This window comes from Microcystis sp. M31BS1, from assembly GCF_020245285.1.
Classification (GTDB): Bacteria; Cyanobacteriota; Cyanobacteriia; order Cyanobacteriales; family Microcystaceae; genus Microcystis; species Microcystis panniformis.
Window position 1 is genome coordinate 26,233 of record NZ_JADBVE010000116.1, and the last position, 20,305, is coordinate 46,537.

15 protein-coding genes and 2 pseudogenes are annotated in these 20,305 nt (G+C 41.1%); 8 read left to right on the forward strand and 9 right to left on the reverse strand.

Annotated elements, in window-relative coordinates:
* Nucleotides 1-57 precede the first annotated feature (57 nt).
* From IM509_RS06645 to IM509_RS06665, 5 genes are read left to right on the forward strand one after another with little or no spacing between them, the layout of a single operon-like run.
* A complete protein-coding gene (locus IM509_RS06645; protein WP_052277128.1) occupies nucleotides 58-1,119 on the forward strand; it encodes an Mrp/NBP35 family ATP-binding protein in 1,062 nt (353 codons plus the stop codon).
* 17 nt (nucleotides 1,120-1,136) lie between these two features.
* Nucleotides 1,137-2,417 carry a rod shape-determining protein RodA gene (rodA, locus tag IM509_RS06650; protein WP_081417817.1) on the forward strand — a complete coding sequence of 427 codons (1,281 nt, stop codon included), beginning with the start codon at nucleotides 1,137-1,139 and terminating at the stop codon, nucleotides 2,415-2,417.
* 10 nt (nucleotides 2,418-2,427) lie between these two features.
* Nucleotides 2,428-2,649 carry a DUF2283 domain-containing protein gene (locus IM509_RS06655; protein WP_052277127.1) on the forward strand — a complete coding sequence of 74 codons (222 nt, stop codon included), beginning with the start codon at nucleotides 2,428-2,430 and terminating at the stop codon, nucleotides 2,647-2,649.
* A gap of 42 nt (nucleotides 2,650-2,691) precedes the next feature.
* The gene (locus IM509_RS06660; RefSeq protein ID WP_052277126.1) at nucleotides 2,692-3,672 is read left to right on the forward strand and encodes an MvdC family ATP-grasp ribosomal peptide maturase; all 981 of its coding nucleotides are present in this window, start codon (nucleotides 2,692-2,694) and stop codon (nucleotides 3,670-3,672) included.
* A 55-nt stretch (nucleotides 3,673-3,727) separates the two neighbouring features.
* Entirely contained in the window at nucleotides 3,728-4,702 is a 975-nt protein-coding gene (locus tag IM509_RS06665) for an MvdD family ATP-grasp ribosomal peptide maturase (RefSeq protein WP_052277125.1), read from the forward strand.
* A 316-nt stretch (nucleotides 4,703-5,018) separates the two neighbouring features.
* Here IM509_RS06665 and IM509_RS06670 read toward each other — a convergent pair.
* The 4 genes and pseudogenes from IM509_RS06670 to IM509_RS06685 all read right to left on the reverse strand — a co-directional run.
* Nucleotides 5,019-5,549, reverse strand: a pseudogene (locus tag IM509_RS06670) (GNAT family N-acetyltransferase); the annotation flags it as partial.
* 129 nt (nucleotides 5,550-5,678) lie between these two features.
* Nucleotides 5,679-7,742, reverse strand: coding sequence for an ABC transporter ATP-binding protein/permease (locus IM509_RS06675; RefSeq protein ID WP_185237417.1), 2,064 nt, complete (start codon nucleotides 7,740-7,742; stop codon nucleotides 5,679-5,681).
* Nucleotides 7,743-7,967: 225 nt separating this feature from the next.
* Nucleotides 7,968-8,222, reverse strand: coding sequence for a DUF7219 family protein (locus tag IM509_RS06680; protein ID WP_002734677.1), 255 nt, complete (start codon nucleotides 8,220-8,222; stop codon nucleotides 7,968-7,970).
* A gap of 268 nt (nucleotides 8,223-8,490) precedes the next feature.
* A complete protein-coding gene (locus tag IM509_RS06685) occupies nucleotides 8,491-9,435 on the reverse strand; it encodes an NAD(P)/FAD-dependent oxidoreductase (protein WP_185237418.1) in 945 nt (314 codons plus the stop codon).
* Nucleotides 9,436-9,532: 97 nt separating this feature from the next.
* Between IM509_RS06685 and IM509_RS06690 the strand changes: the two genes are divergently transcribed.
* Together IM509_RS06690 and IM509_RS06695 are read left to right on the forward strand one after the other, a co-directional pair.
* Complete coding sequence (locus tag IM509_RS06690) at nucleotides 9,533-10,360, forward strand: YaaW family protein (RefSeq protein WP_002789131.1); 828 nt, start codon at nucleotides 9,533-9,535, stop codon at nucleotides 10,358-10,360.
* Nucleotide 10,361: 1 nt separating this feature from the next.
* Nucleotides 10,362-11,648, forward strand: coding sequence for an O-antigen ligase family protein (locus tag IM509_RS06695; protein ID WP_052277122.1), 1,287 nt, complete (start codon nucleotides 10,362-10,364; stop codon nucleotides 11,646-11,648).
* 630 nt (nucleotides 11,649-12,278) lie between these two features.
* Here the strand turns inward: IM509_RS06695 and IM509_RS06700 are convergent.
* The 5 genes and pseudogenes from IM509_RS06700 to IM509_RS06720 form a co-directional block, all read right to left on the reverse strand.
* A complete protein-coding gene (locus tag IM509_RS06700) occupies nucleotides 12,279-13,175 on the reverse strand; it encodes an AEC family transporter (RefSeq protein ID WP_052277121.1) in 897 nt (298 codons plus the stop codon).
* A 49-nt stretch (nucleotides 13,176-13,224) separates the two neighbouring features.
* Complete coding sequence (locus IM509_RS06705; protein ID WP_052277120.1) at nucleotides 13,225-13,824, reverse strand: Uma2 family endonuclease; 600 nt, start codon at nucleotides 13,822-13,824, stop codon at nucleotides 13,225-13,227.
* Between the two features lie 161 nt (nucleotides 13,825-13,985).
* Nucleotides 13,986-14,381, reverse strand: a complete 396-nt coding sequence (locus IM509_RS06710) for a nucleotidyltransferase family protein (protein ID WP_072924141.1) — start codon at nucleotides 14,379-14,381, stop codon at nucleotides 13,986-13,988.
* The gene (locus IM509_RS06715; RefSeq protein WP_072924140.1) at nucleotides 14,341-15,201 is read right to left on the reverse strand and encodes a formylglycine-generating enzyme family protein; all 861 of its coding nucleotides are present in this window, start codon (nucleotides 15,199-15,201) and stop codon (nucleotides 14,341-14,343) included. The genes IM509_RS06710 and IM509_RS06715 overlap by 41 nt, the downstream gene beginning before the upstream one ends.
* Before the next feature lie 206 nt (nucleotides 15,202-15,407).
* Nucleotides 15,408-17,835: pseudogene (locus IM509_RS06720) on the reverse strand (dynamin family protein).
* A gap of 350 nt (nucleotides 17,836-18,185) precedes the next feature.
* Here IM509_RS06720 and IM509_RS06725 point away from each other — a divergent pair.
* On the forward strand, nucleotides 18,186-19,826 hold the full coding sequence (locus tag IM509_RS06725) for a DUF655 domain-containing protein (protein ID WP_072924137.1): 1,641 nt from the start codon (nucleotides 18,186-18,188) through the stop codon (nucleotides 19,824-19,826).
* The last annotated feature ends 479 nt before the right edge of the window (nucleotides 19,827-20,305 follow it).

The window sequence follows — 20,305 nt, forward strand, 5'->3', positions numbered from 1 at the left end:
CATCAAGGTTAAGATAAATAACCATAAGAACAATACTTGACTAGAGACACTGAAACCATGCCCCTTGATACCGCATCGATTTTAGAAGTATTACGTCCCGTTCAAGATCCAGAACTGCAAAAAAGCTTAGTGGAATTGAACATGATCCGCAATGTGGCGATCGATGGCGGAAAAGTTAGCTTTACCCTAGTTTTGACCACTCCTGCCTGTCCTTTACGCGAATTTATCGTGGAAGACTGCCAAAAAGCCGTTAAACAGCTGCCCGGGGTGGAAAGTGTCGCTGTGGACGTAACTGCCGAAACCCCGCAACAAAAAGCTTTACCCGATCGCCAAGGTGTGGAGGGGGTTAAAAATATTATCGCCGTTTCCAGTGGTAAGGGCGGTGTGGGAAAAAGTACCGTGGCTGTCAATATCGCCGTCGCCTTGGCTCATTTAGGGGCAAAAGTGGGGCTATTAGACGCGGACATCTACGGCCCCAACGCCCCGACAATGTTGGGCTTAAATGACGCACAAGTGACCGTACAGGGCGCAAATGGCGAGATATTGGAACCCGCGTTCAACCATGGCATCAAAATGGTTTCCATGGGCTTTTTGATCAACCCCGATCAACCCGTAATCTGGCGCGGTCCGATGTTAAACGGCATTATCCGTCAGTTTCTCTATCAAGTCAATTGGGGCGATTTAGACTATTTAATCGTCGATATGCCTCCCGGTACCGGGGATGCACAATTAACTTTAATTCAATCGGTCCCCCTAGCCGGTGCGGTGATTGTCACCACTCCCCAGACGGTTTCTTTAATTGATGCGCGTCGGGGTTTAAAAATGTTCCAACAGCTAGGGGCGCGGGTTTTGGGTATCGTGGAAAATATGAGTTATTTTATCCCCCCCGATCAGCCCGATCGCTCCTATGATCTATTTGGGTCCGGTGGTGGGGAAAAAACCTCGCAAGAATTGGGCATTCCTTTACTGGGATGTGTGCCTCTGGAGATAGCCCTACGGGAGGGCGGTGATACTGGTGTACCAGTAGTTTTGGGGCAACCAGAATCGGCCTCAGCTAAAGCCCTGATAGCGATCGCTCGTCAGGTGGCGGCGAAAGTATCCCTAGCAGCCTATAGTTAGTAAATTTGGGGAGAGAAATGGTGAGAAGACAGTCCCTTGTTAGTAGGAAACTAAGCGGTTTTAGTGAGCAGTTTAGCTTCATTTTCCGGGATATAGCCCAAATTGATTGGCTTTTGTTCGTTTTGGTGACGTGTTTAACCGTTTTCGGTGGTTTAATGATTCGTAGTGCCGAAAGACATACCACTGCTCTCGATTGGTGGCAACACTGGTTATTCGGGGCCGTGGGAGTGGCGATCGCTTTATTTCTGGCCCGTTGTCGTTACGAAAGTCTGCTCAAATGGCACTGGTTAACCTATCTTCTTACCAATCTCTCCCTAATTGCGGTAATTGTCCTAGGGGTGACGGCGAATGGGGCGCAAAGTTGGATTAATATCGGCAGTTTTAACGTGCAACCGTCGGAATTTGCCAAGGTAGGTTTAATTATCACCCTAGCAGCCCTCCTACATCATCGTCCCGCCGATAATCTTTTTGCGATCGCTCGTGTCTTTGTCGTCACTGCCATCCCCTGGGTGTTAATTATGGCGCAGCCGGACCTGGGGACAGGATTAGTCTTTGGGGCAATTACCCTAGGCATGATTTACTGGGCTAATGCGAAACTACCTTGGATGATTATCCTCTTATCTCCCCTCGCATCGGTTTTTCTGTTTAATTTACTTTTTCCTGCTTGGATTGTTTTAGCAATTATCATCGCTGTACTTGCTTGGTTTACCCTTCCCTACCGTTTTTTATCTACTTTCATCGTGGTGGCAACTAATCTGGCAGTGGGTAAATTAGGCGAGGTTTTTTGGGGTTTATTAAAAGAATATCAAAAAGATCGTTTAACCCTATTTCTTCACCCAGAAAAGAATCCTTTGGGGGGAGGTTATCAATTAATTCAATCCCGCATTGCCATCGGATCGGGAGAATTATTGGGACGGGGATTACACCAAGGCACCCAAACCCAATTAAATTTTATTCCCGAACAACACACCGATTTTATCTTCTCTGTAGTCGGGGAAGAACTCGGTTTTGTCGGCAGTATTCTAGTTTTAATAGCTTTCTGGTTAGTTTGTTGGCGTTTGTTAGTCATTGCTAATACCGCTAAAGAAAACTTTGGTTCTTTAATAGCGATCGGTGTTCTCTCGATGATCGCTTTTCAGGCAATTCTTAATATTAGCATGACCGTGGGATTAGCCCCGATTACAGGGATTCCTCTACCTTGGTTAAGTTATGGACGTTCATCTTTATTAACCAATTTTATCGCCTTGGGTTTAGTGGAATCCGTGGCTAATTATCGCCCCCGTAAGCGTTTGTACTAAGGAGAACGCCATGAAAGTGACCTATGATCCAGTCGTTGATGCTCTCAAAATCACCTTAAGTAATGTGCCGATTGCAGAAAGCGACGAGCAGAGTCTGGGGGTGATTCTCGACTATGACCAGTCGGGGAACGTGGTGGGATTAGAAATCCTCAATGCTCAAGAGCGGATGGACAATCCCCAGTCTTGTGAATATTCGATTCTGACCACTAAACCGGAATTAGTCGCCACTTAAGAGAGACAAAAAGAAATTTAAATACAGGAATTTCCCACTGATATGAAAGAATCGCCTAAAGTTGTTTTATTGTTGACCCATAGCGGCGATTTTTTTACGATTGACCGCGTGGCTGAGGCGATAGAAAAAAAAGGAGCCACACCTTTTCGCTTAGATACCGATAAATTTCCCTTAGAGGTTCAATTAGCAGCCCAATTTAATGGAAAAAAAAGTTTTTATCAATTAAGCTATAATCATCAATCTATTGATAGTGAACAGGTGCAATCTGTTTGGACAAGACGTATTTGGCAACCTGAACTAACAGGGGATTTAGATCCTCAGTTTCGGGAGGCTTGTGTGCGAGAATCCCAGACGACTTTGGCTGGTTTTTGGGATAGTTTAAGGTCAGCGCGTTGGTTAGATAATTTAGTGCAAATTGAGAAGGCTAAAAATAAGTTATTACAACTTCGTTTGGCCTCAGAAGTTGGCTTGATTATTCCCCCCACTTTAGTGACCAATAATCCTGATGCTGCCCGGGAGTTTTTTTCCCAGGTTCAGGGACGAATGGTGAGTAAATTGTTAACTGCGATCGCCCATAGTATGGAGTCGCCGGAATTTTTTCTTTATACCAGTAGGGTGAAAGCAGAAGACCTTGAGGAAGCGGAATCTTTACGTTATTGTCCTATGGTTTTTCAAGCGGAAATTCCCAAACAATTAGAATTGAGAGTTGTCGTGGTTAATGGACAGACATTTGTGGGAGCTTTAGAATCTTCTCAGTATAATAATTCTGCCGTAGATTGGCGAAGACCGGGTATTGATCCAGGTGCTTGGCAACATCATACTTTACCCGATTCACTATTGCAGCAACTTCAGATTTTTATGGCTAATTTAGGGTTAAATTTTGGGGCGTTTGATTTTATCTTAACTCCTGGGGGAGAATACGTTTTTTTAGAAGTTAATCCGGGTGGTGAGTGGGGAATGTTAGAACGGGATTTAGATTTACCTATTTCTCATGCGATCGCCGATTTTTTAGTCTTCGGTTGATCGGCAAAGCTGGCGCTGAAAAAAAATTGTTAATCCTAAGTTTTCAAGGAGATTTATGACCGTTTTACTTGTTACTTTTAGCAACGATAATGAAAGTATTCCTCTGGTAGTCAAAGCCATAGAAGCCATGGGTAAAAAAGCCTTCCGTTTTGATACCGATCTCTTCCCGACAGAGGTAAAAGTTGATCTTTACTCAGGGTATAAAAAAGGCGGAGTTATTACCGATGGAGACCAAAAATTAGAGCTAAAAGAAGTTTCTGCTGTCTGGTATCGACGCATGAGATACGGACAAAAATTACCCGATGGGATGGATCGTCAATTTCGCGAAGCTTCTCTTAAGGAATGTCGGTTAAGTATTCGAGGAATGATTGCTAGTTTATCTGGCTTTCATCTTGATCCGATTGCGAAGGTAGATCATGCCAATCATAAACAATTGCAGTTACAAGTGGCGCGACAATTAGGTTTATTAATTCCGGGGACTTTAACTTCTAATAATCCTGAAGCTGTCAAGCAATTTGCTCAGGAGTTTGAAGCGACGGGAATTGTGACTAAAATGCTTTCTCAATTTGCTATTTATGGAGACAACCAAGAGGAAATGGTTGTTTTTACCAGTCCTGTTACTAAGGAAGACCTAGATAATTTGGAAGGTTTGCAATTTTGTCCAATGACTTTTCAGGAAAACATTCCTAAAGCTTTGGAATTACGCATCACTATCGTCGGTGAACAAATATTTGCGGCGGCGATTAATTCCCAACAATTAGACGGTGCTATCTACGATTGGCGAAAAGAGGGAAGAGCGCTCCATCAACAATGGCAACCCTACGATTTACCGAAAACTATCGAAAAACAACTACTTGAATTAATGAAATATTTCGGTCTTAATTATGGTGCAATTGATATGATTGTCACACCAGATGAACGTTATATCTTTTTAGAAATTAATCCCGTTGGCGAGTTTTTCTGGCTAGAACTTTATCCTCCTTATTTTCCCATCTCCCAGGCGATCGCTGAAATCCTCGTCAACTCATAAACCAACAAATACAGAGCCAGAGTATTTTATCGCATCGACGAGGCTCTGACTCCCGATTCCCCCCCCGACTCCTGACTTGAAAGAGGGTGTGGGGTGTAGGGAAAATTTTTCAGACTTCCCCCTCTCAGGAGAACTAGAGAATCAGGTTTTTGCTGGGTAAGTTGATTAACACTGATAACTGATAACTGATAACTGATAACTGATAACTGATAACTGATAACTGATAACTGATAACTGATAACTGATAACTGATAACTGATAACTGATAACTGATAACTGATAACTGACTCCTAACCCCACCAACAAACTTTTTGCCGCAAACCCTACTTAATTTCCAGACCAAGACTTTCTCTCGCGCTTCTATCAGATTCATGCCGATTTTTTCTAAAACTCGCTTTGAAGCTATATTATCGGGAGCGCAGCCAGCGGTCACTGTTTGCATACCCGGTTGAGAAAGTGTCCAGTCCATCATTGCTTTTGTCGCCTCAGATGCATAGCCTTGTCGTCGATATAACGGCGCTACTTGATAGCCAATTTCTACAGCATCTGTGGGTAAACCTGTGACATCAGGAATAATTTTGACCATCACATGACCAATAAGAGTGTTGTCTCCTTGATGAATAATTAAACTCCCCCACCCCCACTCATTTTGTAAGGGGAATTGCAGCAAAATATTCGCAATATCAGGGAAAGCTTGAATCAACTCTTGTTCGTCCCAGTCAGCAGCAACTTTTACCCCCAAAATTGTTGCTAATTCATCGATACCTATAATTGCTGCTTTCAGAAGTTCAAGCTTTAAGGGGACTAAATATAATCGTTCCGTCACCAGTTTTTCCAGTGCTTTCATTTGATAAAACTCCTATACCAGTTATCAGTTATCAGTTATCAGTTATCAGTTCACTGAGAAAACTCCCCACACCCCACACCCTACACCCCACACCCTACCCCCACGAAAAACTTTTTCAGCAGCCCCTAGCTATATTCTCACCCATTTTAAGGTTTTTGGGTCTTTATCGTAACGATAATTAACCCCATCTTTAGCAGTAATGATTTTACCTAAACTGGCACGACTCCGGACGTTACTTAAAGAATAGTCAGTTAGGGACTGCATTTGTTGATGGGACAAACCTTCGGCTATTTCAGAAACTCCTGCAATTTCCGCATCATGCTCAGGTTTAACCTCAGACAAAGGCTCTATTTTTACCACCGAAAAATCTTCTGATTTTTTTGACATCATTACCATGTCATTAACTTTTTTGCGCTGATAATCTTCTACAGTTGACAGCTGCCAATGGGAATTTTCTGTTAACTCTAAGACCCATCGATGATAATTAAATAAACTTTCCCGATGACCAACACTAATAAAGGTGGTTTCACTTTCCTGTAATTGCCGATATAAACTGGCTTCATTGGCCAAATCTAAAGCGCTGGTTGCTTCATCTAAGATAGTAAAAGTGGGTTTAGTGATTAATAGTCGAGCAAAAGCTAATCTTTGTTGTTCTCCGAGGGATAAAATCTGTTCCCAATTGACTTCTTTATCTAAGCTATTTTTGTCGGTTAATAAATGTTGAAGATTGACTTTTTTTAAGATATTTTCTAATTCTTCATCGCTCAGCTGCTCATTGGTATGGGGATAAAGTAATTGCTGCCGTAAAGTGCCAAGGATAATATAAGGACGTTGGGGTAAAAATAACATTTTAGCTAAAGGAGGACGTACTAAACGACCACTACCCGCTTTCCATAAACCGGCGATTGCTCGTAACAAGGAACTTTTTCCTCGACCACTGGGTCCAATAATCAGTAGGCTTTCTCCCAAAGGAACAGAAACCGATAAATTCTCCACAATTACCTTTTCATAATCGGGAGTTTGTAGGGTAAAATTTTCAAAAGCTAGACGATTATCTTCCAGGGTGATAATACGACTTAAGTTTTTCGGCTCTTCACTGGCAACTTTTAAGGCATCTGTCAAGGTAGCTAACCGTTCAATATAACTTGAAACTTTACCCGATGTTCCCCATTCAGTAATTAATTGTCCCAAGGCATTAGAAAAAAGGAAACAGCATAAACTCGCTTGACTAATTTCCCCATAATCGATTTCATTTTTAATAAACATCGGGGTCAAAATAAACATTGAAAATACACTAATCGCTGACTGATAACCTCGATTAAAAAGATTATTAAACCGTTCCCAATTTATAAGTTTTTCCGAGCTTTCAATAACCCGTTGAAAACGGCCTTCAATGATTTTTTCTTCCTGCTCTTCTCCCTGAAAAAAAGCAATTGATTCGGCGTGGTTACGCACATGGGTTAAAGCATAATTATAATCAGCTTTATTATTAAGCTCCGATTGATTAATTTTGTTTAATTCTTGAGTTAGATAAATTGCTATGAAATTTCCTGCGATCGTATAAATTATTAGATAAACCGCAATTTGCCGAGAAATTGTCCAAAGAATAATCGCAAAAGTAATCATTTGCAACCCTTTTTCTACGAAGGTAATTAACAACCTTAGGGTCATGGTCGTAATTGGTTCAATTTCTTGAGATAATCTTTGATCGGGATTTTTTAAGTTCGAGGTAAAATCAATGTTATAATAAGCGCGATAATTGAGATATTTTTTAACGGTTTGTTTGGTTAACCACTTATACCAATCTAAGGCTACTTTGCGACGAATAAATTGAGAAAAAGCAAATAACCCCGTTGTTCCTATAATCAACAAACTGGATAACCACAGCGTATTGAGATATTTAGAAAGGTCTCTATCTTCAATAATAATATCGAGTACATAACGATTCCAGTAGCTACTAAAAGCTTCTACCCCGACTGTTGCCAAGATACTTAAAAGGATCAAAGCTGACATTCCCCAAGAAATGATCACATCTCCAAAGGCGCGTCCATTTAACTCCGTTGGATACCAATAGGGTTGAGCGACAATTTTTAGGCTTTCCCAAAATTGACCAAATAGTGAAAAGGGATTATTGGCGGACTGGTCGGACACAACAGGGTTTTCCGTTGCTTGTTTAGTAGTATATTGAGGCATCTAGATCCAATTGGCAGTTCTTTTACTGTTCTCTTGACAACTCGCTATCATATTGTAGCGGCAGAATTACCTCTTGTTGTCTTTTGTTGACATTTTTATCTAGAAGATGAAAGCCAGCTATGGTCAGAAAGCTCTGACATAACTAAAAACTACTTGACCCATTTTTGTTAGTCTAGCACTTTAGATACTGATTACTGTTTACTGATCACTAAAAAACCCCATCTCTCAATCTCCATCATCCTCAAAATGATTAGCTAGTAGGAATTTTCGACTGGTATTCAACTCTTGCCAAAGCTGGTTAATTTTCTCGTAAGCTTCCGTGGAGGTAAGTTTTCCCCCACTGTGCAAACCAGCGATAAAAGAGACTCTCAGGGCGAATTCCTGCAAATTAGCATTAAAAACCAAATTTTGTGGCGTGAATAAACCCCTGTAGCTGGTTTTAGGGTAGAGAAAGTTATCTTTAGAATTGAATTTTTCCATTGTGACCAACCCCCCAGTATAGGATACCTACATTATTATATTACTTAACCTTTTGTTAACTTAAGCTTAACCTAAGAATTTGAACTTGTCTCTAGATTCTAGGAGAGTAGCTGCTGAACTTGATTAGGACGTTGGGTTTCATGCTTCAACCCAACCTACGTTCTGTCTCTAGATTCTTAAGAGAGTAGCTGCTGAACTTGATTAGGACGTTGGGTTTCATGCTTCAACCCAACCTACGTTCATCTTATATTTGATTCCACCCACCCACTTAAGAGAGTAGCTGCTGAACTTGATTAGCCGCCGCTATCCCAGAAGTTAAGGCCGTTTCTAGGGAAGAATTTCTCGATAAATCTCCCCCTTGACACCAATCACCACAGGCAACTAGAGGTAAAGGACTATTAACACTTAAACAGGGTACAGCTAAACCCTGACGGACTAAAGCATAACGCCAACGGTGAATCTGAGACCAATCCGGGAGAGTCAAAGAAGCACGAGCGAGCAAATCTAGCGTAACTGCTTCTAAATCCTCGCTATCGAGATATTTAACCGCAAAATCTCCACTACTATGCACAACAAAGACATAATCAGGGGATGATTGCCGTTTACTGCTATCAAGTCCTAACCAAGCGATAGCGGTGGAGGGAGTCACTGCGGGTAAAGAATCGCCATAACCTGCCATAACCGTTAAACAGGGATCGTAAACGATTGATCGCAATTCTGGCATAGTAGTTATATGAGAGTTTTCTAACAATAACGCTGCTTGCGGGGCGGGAATAGCCAGGACAATCACCGAAAACTCCCCCCGAATTTGACCGTTATTGTTTAAAACCCATTTTCCCTGACGATTTTCCAGACGAGTAACCAGAAAATCTCGTTCAATTTCTAAACCTTTAGCTAAAAATTTCGCCACGCTATTGATGCCAGAAGGAGCAACATAGCTAGAATCAAACCAAGAAGTAACTATATTCTCTCTCAGAAGATTATCAATTAAAGCCGCCGTTTTTTCCCCCTGAACAGTCAAAAAAGGCAAACCATGATCCACAGCAATCTCTTGATTAGCTCGATTAACCCGTCGCGTGGCTAAACGACCACCAATGCCTCTAGACTTATCAAATAGCTTAACAGTATAACCTCGATCGCACAACTGACGAGCGCAGGTTAACCCGGCTAAACCCGCGCCAATGATCCCAACCTTAATCGAAAAATTTGTCACTAGCCTTCCTAATCCTGTGAACCCTTGAGTTAATATTAGTAGTAATCAGCACTAGCGAAACTAAGTTGATTATTGGGGCTGAGGAGGACAAACCACATTGGACGAACTACGCACAGCTTTGGAGTTAGCCACCGAGGAGGAACTGCAGCAAATCACTAACATCCTCTTTTGCCGTCGTTTTAACCCTCTCGATTATCTACGAGCGCCGGACGCAATCGCCGTTCAAAGTCAAGATTGGGATAGTTGGTTAGATAGTGTCGAGGATCGTTTTCGTTATTTGGCTGCCGATGGTGTGACAGTATTAAAAGGTCAAACCGAAAAAGTTAGTTATCGTCAAATTCTCGTCCGTGTCTGTCATTTCCTCAAGGTTCCCTACTCCCAAAAAATGCCGACAACGGAAATTGAAGCGGAAATCTATCTTCACCTCGTTAACAAAGCTTGGAAACGTCTCCCCCCATCGGAACAAAAATCCCTCTCGATTCAAATTCAAAAAGCGCTCGCGGATTCCCACACTCCCCAACCCTTACCCGTTCACCTACAACACAATCCCCTTGATATAGTCCTCAAAGGCAGTAGCGTCATCGCCATTAATTCTATCCTGAAACCGATTCTGCTCAAACATATCGCCGGGCAGTTCGCTCTTCATTTTGTCCGCTATCAAGGGGCAAAAACTGCCCTAGTCCAGGGTGGGACAATTGTTAATCAAATCGCCCTACAAACGGCTAAACAGGGCATGACTAGGGCGGCAGCCCGCTACGGAGCCGTCAGAACCGTGTTAAGTTTGGTAGGACCGGCTTTATGGGGTTGGTTTATTGCTGATCTCGGTTGGAAAGCGATCGCCACCGATTACGGCCGGATTATCCCGACTATTTTTGCCCTTGCCCAAATTCGTCTGACTCGTGAGGATTGTTGGCAACCTGCATAACATGAAAAAGATTTTTAGTCAAGGGTGGGAGTGGAATTTAATACTTTTTTCAGTTTTTATCGCCATGATGCTGCCGGAGTTAGCGGGTATCGGCATTATTATCGTCTTAATTAGGGTTTTTACCGGCAATTTTCGGGCAATTATCCAGTCACGTCTCAATCAAGGTCTCGGTATCGTCACTCTTTGGTTAATGATTAGTGCCAGTCTTTCCCCAACTCCGGGGGATGCTTGGATTGGTTTAGGAAATTTTCTGCCTTTTTTCTTCTTTTTTAGCAATATCAGACAATTAATTAAAAAACCCTCTCAATTGCGTCAACTAGCTTGGGTGATGGTTATTCCGTCGGTTTGGGTAGTGGTGATGGGATGGGGACAAATTTTTCTCGGTTGGCAAAAACCAGAAGCATTAAAAGGGATTTTTACCTGGCCCTACGGGGTGGGGGGTGAACCTTTGGGGCGGATGTCTTCGGTTTTTATGTATGCTAATCTTTTGGGGGCTTATTTGCTTATAACTCTGATTTTAGCGATCGGTTTATTAATTCTAACTTGGCGGCAGTGGCACAGACAAAGAAATAACCTTTTAAATCTCAAAGTCGGGTTTTTAACTTTAACTATATTTATCGATAGTGTAGGGCTATTTTTAAGCAATTCTCGCAATGCTTGGGCCTTAGCCTTTTTAGGTTGCCTAATTTTCGCCCTTTATCTGGGTTGGAATGCCTTAGTCGCTGGTTTTGTCCTCTTGGGGGGGGTGATTTCTCTTGCTTCTTGGGGACCAAATCCTTTCAGGGATAGTCTGCGTTTTTTGGTTCCTAGGGCGATTTGGGCGCGATTATCCGATGAAATGTTCCCCAATCGCCCTCTAGGGACTCTCAGATCAACTCAATGGCGTTTTACTCTAGAAATGACCCAAGAAAGACCCCTATTCGGTTGGGGATTACGCAGTTTTACACCTCTCTACGAAAAAAGTCAGGGATTGTGGTTAGGTCATCCCCATAATTTATATTTGATGTTAATGGCAGAAACGGGAATTATTGGCTTAATTTTATTGTCTGTTTGGGTGGGTTGGATTTATGCCCAAGGGTGGCGTTTATTTATCTTTCTACGGCAACAAAAAGCCGGGGGTGAGTTAATTATCTTTACCTATCTGGTGGCCTTTGGTGCTTGCGTTTTATTTAATCTCGTCGATGTCACCCTCTCCGACGTCAAGATTAATACTATTGTTTGGCTTCTCTTGGCTGCCATTGCTGGGGTCAGTCAAGGGATGAATTATGAAGTGGGAAGTGGGGTGTAGGGTGTGGGGAATTGGGGAATTGGGGAAGTGGGGTGTGGGGTGTAGGGTGTGGGGTGTAGAGTGTGGGAAGAACAAATAAAAATAATCTCCTGAATCCTGAATCCTGAATCCTGAATCCTGAATCCTGAATCCTGACTCCTGACTCCTGACTTCTAACCCAATTTTGGACAAAGATAAGCAAAAATTATTGATTGACTCCACAAACTTGAGAATATTTAAATTAACATTCCGCAATATTTACAAATTCTTAAGAATTAATTGAGAAAGATTTTTATTTAACAACGATGTTACAGTGGTAACAGCGATTTTACTGAATTTCATAATGGGTTATACTGTGCTTTTTTGGGCAGCAACGGTTGAAACCCTTGCCACACCTACAAGGTGATCCTAATTAGGACGGGTAAATCAGTCAATTTCACCCACAACGATGATCTTTTTTTTGTGTAGTTTTATTGCAAAAAAAAAGTTTTTTTGACAAAAAGCACAAAGTATGATATGAACCAACGTATTTCTGGCTGCCAGTAGTTATTGCAGAGTGGGAGTTGTGGAGAAGGGATAAGGGAGTGCTGGAGCATTTTCAGTCAACAGTTAACAAAACGAAAACTTCGTACCTCACCCTTAAGATAACTGCTATAAATAGACTTTTAATAACCAAAGAAAGAAAGGAATAGTCAGAAAACTAGCAAGGGTAGTGACCACAACTGTGCGGGCCATCAAAGTGGCTGAACCACCGAATTCTGTGACTAAAATGACAGTATTAACGGCGGTGGGCATGGCACTCTGTAGGATGAGAATTTTTAGATCCATACCAGTTAATCCTAAACTATTGCCGATCGCAAATGCCAAAAGAGGAGCGACTAAAAGACGCAAACCTGCTCCTAATAATTCTAATTTACCGATCGCTAATTTTTGCTGAGATAATTGAATACCTAGGATAATTAAAGCCAAAGGAATTGCCGCTTGTCCTAGATAGCTAATACTTTTATCTAATTGCAGGGGAAGATGAAAAGAGAAAGTTTGAAAGCTAATGCCGATAAAAATTGACCAGATTAAGGGCAATTGAAAAACTAAGCGAAATCCTGAAAGAAAGCTTTTTCCTCGCAAATAAGCGGGACTAATACCAAATAAAAGAATACTAGAGCCAATCATATAGATTATCGCTCTTTCCAGTCCAGCCGCACCCAGGGCAAAACTAGCCACAGGTAAACCCATATTACCGTTATTAGGCATCACGGCGGCAGCCATGAGGCTTTTGCGGGTATCAGCATCGAGACTGAGACAATAGGCGATAATTTCGACGACAATCGCCATTACCAGTGAGATAAGGGCAAAGCCTAGGAGAATTAAACCGATATTGCTGCCGGATAAAGTGGTGCGATAGAGTCCATCAATCACCAAAGCGGGAGCAAGAATATACACCGTGATTTGGGAAAGGGAATGCACTTCAACAGTGAGAATTTTTCCTGCTATCACACCGATGAGGATGATAAAACCCACTGGAATAATAGCGGAGAGGATGACAAGCATTAATCAGGTAAAAAGTAAATAGTACATAGAAAAAAACTGATCTGATTTTTTAACAGATTTCTGTTATATCTTCATATAAAGATTCGATCGCACAGTGAAAATCGATACTAGCTAGATAAATATCTGCTCCTTTGCTGTAGGGATAAAGAACCCAGAATCCTTCGTCATTGCGACGAAAACAATCCACACTGATGCGTTCTTGACTGATAAGAACGTATTCTTCTAAAGTTTCAAGGGAACGATAGTCGGCAAATTTATCACCCCGATCTCGCTTCGCGAGCGCGTTGCGAGCAAAGGCAGCCGTAGTGGGGGATAATACTTCTACAATCAAGCGCGGATAACGGATAAAATCTTCTGAGAAAGACTGATTATCTCGCGAGTCGCAAGTGACCACAAGATCGGGATAAAAATAACTATTAGCTATTTCTAGACGAACTTTCATATCTGTGGCATAGACAAGACAACCACTACCCCGCAGCTGGTTTTTTAAAAGCGTGGCTAAGTTGATAATAATCATACCGTGGGCCTTACTTGCAGCAGCCATGGCGTAGGTTTGACCGCGAATATATTCGTGTTTATCTTTAGCTATTCTCTCCGTTGCTAAATAATCTTCTGGGGAAAGATAGTTATGGTCAAAGTTAGCAATCATTTGGTTAAATCACCTTTATTGTCTCTAAAATCAATTCTAACTCTCGATCGAGGAGCGGTACATTTTTAAAATTTGTCTGACAAACACCTGCAAATTTTGCCAGTTGATCGGCAAATTATCGAGCTAATTGACCTGCTCGGACAATATCTAGTAAAAAAGCCTTATCCCGCCACATAAATCACTTGCGCTGTCCCTAAAATCTCTCGTTGACGAATCCAATTATGACTCTGCTCGATCGATTTTTTCGTTAGCAAATCAACTTTCCGTCCCAATACATTCTCTAATTCCCGTTTCATCCTCGAAAACTCCAGAAGTCCCCAAGAAACACTATCTTGAAAACTGACCAGTATATCAATATCGCTATCTGGACGAAAATCTTCCCGCAAAACCGATCCGAATAAACACATTTCAGATATCTGCCATTTCTGACAAAACTCACTGATTATTTGCTGGGGTAGTTCTATTTTCAATTTTTTCACCTCCCTGTCACCAGTAATCAGTGATCGGTTTTTAGATTTAAGGGGAATTATCGCTAACGACACGAAAACCGATATCATAGAGTCCAGCAGTAGCCAGAAATTTGACCCGGTAGGCCGAGCGACATTTGTTAGGGCCATCATTCCAGGAACCCCCGCGTAAAACTCGTCTGTCTTTATCTTCTATTGTGGCTGCTTCGTAGTTATCGCGCCAGTAATCTGCACACCATTCCCTGACATTTCCGTGCAGGTCGTAGAGTCCGAAAGGGTTAGCGACGGCAAACATTCCCACTGGTGTGGTTTCTCTGCGATCGCATCCTAGGGAACCTTCCCCATAACGACCATAACTGCACACTTTCCCGCCATAATCCCAGTCCACCCCGGAATAGTTGGCTAAATCAGTGGAAATTGTCGGGCCAAAGTGGAAGGGGGTTGATGTACCCCCCCGACAAGCGTATTCCCATTCTTTTTCTGCGGGTAAACGATAATTGAGTCCGGTGAGACGGGATAGGCGATCGCAAAATTCCACCGCTTCCCACCAGTTAATTTGTTCTACTGGGCGATCATAACCTTCAAAATGGGCCGGATAGGGATTAAGTTCAATATTTACCGGTTCTAATTTTGCCACCTCGCGCCATTGTCGTTGGGTAATTGGGTAGCGACTCAGACAAAAAGCCTGAATATTAACCGGAGATTGGGGACTTTGACTCAATTTCCAGCCTAACTCGCTTTTGGGCGCACCGATGAGGTATTGACCGCTAGGGATAGAAATCATTTCTAAAAAGGTTTTTTTGCTTAAAAAATATTTATAACCTCGATTAGTGACTTTTTCCCGTTTAATTTCCTCACCTTTGCCATTAACAGTGACCACTTCATCGATAAAATCTAACCATTCTCCCATTCTGCACCCCTCTATCGGTTATCGGTTGATCGGGTTCAGCTGCGAGCCTAAAAAAATCTCGCAACCTACCAGTTTAAGAATAACAAGACTTCGATCGCTTATCCCCCGATGAGTTTTAATTTTAATTAATTTTTTGCTTTGACAGCAAATCGGTTTTTGATAGATGGATGGTTTTCCCTCCACTTCCCACCTTCCCACTCCCCATATTAATTACTGGAGTGATTAACAACTTCAGGGACAATCTCTAATTCTTGTTCACCAATTACAGGTAAATTATTTTTCTGTAAACCCATAGCAGTTAAACAAGTATTGAGAGAGTTGATCGCTTGGTTATAATCCTCAATTTTTTGGTGAATTTCTTCCTGTTTGCGGGCATTATTCGCAATTTTTTCCGCCGCTTCCTGTTCTAAAGTTTGTTCTAGATAAGAACGAGCTTGATTGAACTGTTGTAGAATAGTATCCGCTTGTTTTTTTGCCATTGGTATCAACTGATTTTTCAGAGTATTATTAACAGTTTGGCGGAAATTTTTATGAATTGTCGCTGATACTTTTGGCTCAAAATCTAACTTAAGTAATTGACGGATAGCAGGTTCGGCAGCAAGAATACTTTCACAGTCATAACCTTGGGCAGTTTGTTGCACAGTTTGCCGAAATTGAAAGATCGAAAAAGTGCCTTCGTTGTAAAAATTATGATTTTCTCGTACATAGCGATCGCACTCAGTTTTTGCTTCGGAAATCAAGGCATGAATTAACTGCAATTCTAGCTGTTTTAGCTGATTTTCTATGCCACCATTGTTACCCAATAAACGATATACTTGCCGATAATAATCACCTTGCCTTACCGCATCTAAAAGACGCTGACAAAAGCGACTAATTAAACTGGTTGACTCCTCAATTAACACATCTTCTAGCTGGTTAGACAGATAATAAAAAGCTTCCACTAATACTGCTAATAAAGGTGCTGTAGCATTGCGAGGATGAGTTAAAGTCGCTTGCGAGTAAGCATTTTTAACAGAAAAAGTATTTAATAACTCATCCAATCTTGATACCATTCTCGCTTTCAGTTTCTTAAAGTCTTCCTCAAAGTTTTCATCGCTATTAACCACGACAGCATTGACATAACCATCGATATGTTTAGTTAATTTCTCTCCCACTTCCTTTAACTCTTGATTGAGGTGATTTAACTCCAGAGCTTTCATCGCCTCAATTTCTCGTGGTTGACTTTCTAAATCACGATAAATCTCTTGATAATGATTTTTGAGAGTAATGCAGAGAGATTGTAAATCATCAGCTAAAGTTGCAAACAATTGCGGACGCTTTTCCTCCGTGAGATAACGAGTAATTGCCGTGCGAAATTCTGCGATACCACTATCAGCAATTAACTGCTCTAGTAAAGGATTTCCCCACTCGCTTAAAACTCGGAAATAATTTTTATTAGGAGTTTCATAACCGTGGATGGAAACTTTAAAGGGAGTTGCCAGTAATTTACCTGAGTTGGCACAATAGTTATTAAACTCGCTGACAAATTGCGGTGTTTCTTCTTGTCCTCCTAAATTTTTAACACTTTCGGCAAAGTATAGAATCTAAACCATAACGCTGATTAATATTGGTTTGATTTTTTACCTGATACCCATAAAATCCTAAAAGTCCGCTGGTTTTGTAGAGGCGGGAAGTATCACGAAATTGCGTTTGAATCAGGTTTTCTAAACGTTGTTTTAGTTGGGCTGCGTACCAGGTTTCATCAATGCGGTTAAAAACATAAAAAACTCGATCACGAATACCAGCATTAGAGCGAATTTTTTCGAGTAATTCCGTTTCTTCTGTGGCTAATTCTCCCGCAGAAGCAGCTTTTAAAACACAAACCACTGCCGAAGTATCAGGATGCTCTATTTTACGATAGGCTAACGCGGCATCTTTTTTGACTGGGGCATCAATACCGGGCAAATCTACCAAAACGTTACCATCTTTAAGGAGAGGATGATGACAGTAATATTCTAGACGTTTTAAGACGGCACTATTGCTACCACGACGGGCAAAACTTGCCGCTTCTGCTAAATTAGAAAAGTGAAATTGTTCCATGGAATAGGTGGCATTATGCAGCGTATGGATCCGCTCACGATTTTGAGTAAATCCTTCAATTAATAATTTTAAACCCTGAGCTTGTTTAGCTCGCTCGGATTTGCCTTCTCCCCCTTCCTGTTCGATAATTTTTTGACAGTATTGGTTTAACTGGCTACAGTATTCCGGGGAATTAATGTTACTGGGATTGGTTAATTGCAGATTTTGACAGACGGTATCGACTAAAGTACGAATTTCTACTTCGCTGAGAAAGGTTAAAACCACTCTTTCCTCATCAGCTTCTGCGTACTCAATATAACATTCTGTACCCGTTGCGTGTCCTTCGGCACTATAGAGCAATTCTCGCTCTAAAAGTGCATTGATTAACATTGATTTCCCAGCACTAAAAGCACCGGCAAAAACGATTTCAAATTTGGGAGAAATGGCTTTTTGTAGGGCAATTTCTATCTTGCTGGTATCCTGTTGATTGCGGAGAGAGGATTCGCCTTTGAATAGTTCAATTATACTGTTAACATTACCAGCCAGATTACTGCATTGGGGTAAAAGTTCAGTCATGGTAAAACCCAGATCTAGAAGAACAGTGCTATTATTCCCTAGATTATAACAAAATTCACTAACTAGATCTCAGATCTTTGGTCAGCGATTTAAGCAATCAAGGACAAAGTCATCGTCTTCAATCTAGAATCAGGATTGATTAAGTAGTTGGACAAAAGTAAAGTTAACTGTGGGGTAAGGAGTCAGTAGTCAGTAGTCAGTCAGAATTGCGGCAATTTACATTTCTTAAGATAGACAACAGAATTTATGTCCGACTACTTATAATCAATTTAGTACATACCGATTTCCGAGAACCTCCTTAGGTAAAAATTCTCTCCTGACTCCTCCTGAATACTGGGATAATGATAATTATGTGGATAAAAATGGCAATAGATAAATTGAGATTAAAAAAAATTCGGACTATGAAACAGTTAGGATTTTTGTTAGGAACAGTTTTTCTTTTGTGGGGTTGTCATTCTCTCAATGTTATCCAAAATCGTCCCCAACCCTTGCCCCAAGATCCATATATTCAAGTCTATTTTAATTATAATCAGGCCCAGGGTTCAAATTATACCGATCCCTATCGCCAAATTAATCGCCCAGGGGATAATTTAGAACAGGTTATTATTGATAATATTAACTCGGCAAAAAGTTCGATCAATCTAGCGGTGCAAGAGTTACGTTTACCCGCCATCGCTCAAGCTTTAGTTGCTCGTCAGCAGCAGGGAATTAAAGTTAGGGTTATCCTCGAAAATATTTACAATAAACCTATTCATAGTTTAGCTAAAAACCGAGAAAAATCAAGCGATCGAGAACAGGAACGTTATCAAAATCTTTTTGATTTAGTTGATATAAATCGAGATGGTAAATTAAGTCCAGAGGAAATCGCCCAAAGAGATGCAATTACTATCCTCAAAAAAGCTGGTATTCCCCTAATTGATGATAGTGCAGATCGCTCAAAAGGTAGTGGTTTAATGCACCATAAATTCATGGTTATTGATAATTACACTACTTTAATCAGTTCAGCTAACTATACCTTAAGTGATATTCATGGAGACTTTTCTAATCCCAAAACTGTCGGGAATGCCAATCACTTATTAGTAATTACTAATCCCCCACTAGCTAGAGTTTTTCAAAGAGAATTTAATCTGATGTGGGGAAGGGAAGATAGTCCTAAATTTGGCTTAGATAAACCCCAGAGAAAACCACAAACAATTACTATCGGTAATAGTAGTCTGACGGTCAAATTTTCCCCCGATTCTACCGCTTATCCCTGGGCAATTACTAGCAATGGTCTGATCGGTGAAACTTTAAATAAAGCTAAAAAATCCGTGAATTTAGCCCTGTTTGTCCTGACGGAACAGCCTTTGGCTAATATTCTCGCCCAACGACATCAAAAAGGGATAGAAATTAAAGCTTTAATTGATCCTAGTTTTGCCTTCCGATACTATAGCGAAGGATTAGATTTATTAGGAGTTGCTCTCAGTAATAAATGTCGTTATGAACCAGATAATCAGCCTTGGCAAAACCCAATTAATACCCTAGGAGTTCCCGCTCTAGCCCCGGGAGATAAATTACACCATAAATTCGGTTTAATCGATGATAAAATTGTGATTACTGGTTCTCATAATTGGTCAAAAGCTGCTAACCATCAAAATGATGAAGCTTTAGTTATTATCGATAATCCCACCGTTGCTGCTCATTTCGATCGAGAATTTCAATATCTTTACCGTACCGCTAAATTAGGACTGCCGGAAACTATTAAAAATCGGATCGAACAGGATAGAAAAAACTGCCCCCAATCTGTAACAATTAAAAGCGATCGCTTAATTAATTTAAACACTGCCACAAAAGAAGAATTAGATACTTTACCCGGTATCAGTGGCAAATTAGCCGAAAAAATTATCGCAGCCCGGCAAGAAAAACCCTTTACTTCCCTAGAAGATTTGGATCGAGTATCGGGAATCGGTAAGGGAAAAATTAACAAGCTCAAAGGCAAAGTCAGCTGGTGATGATTGCTTCGTCTGTATTTTTAGCCACAGACAAAAACGGCTCTTCGTTACTTGTTATGGTTCGATAGGGGGGCATAAATCGACTAAATCCTTATCTGGCAAGAGACTTAATTGATTAGTTCGCTCTAGATAAAAAACAATTGACAAAAATCGCTAAATCCCTTTCTATATAAGGGTTCCATCCCTTATAACCCCCGTCCATTGCATAACACAAACCGAAGAGCCACAAAAACTAGCAATTTTCCCTTGTTACGGCAAGCTAAGTAGGTAGGTGTTAAAATCGTCAGCCCCCCTTATTAAGGGGGATCCCCCCACCTATCGGCACCCCCCTTATTAAGGGTAGGGCTGTTTCATTTAAATTAAGTATAGCTGATTTTGAGTCAATAAATTTGACCGAAGATTCTCAAGTTTATCTTGTTCTAACCAAAAGAGTTAGTCACAATAACTAATCTTTAATCCTCTGCCAAATTTATTATGAA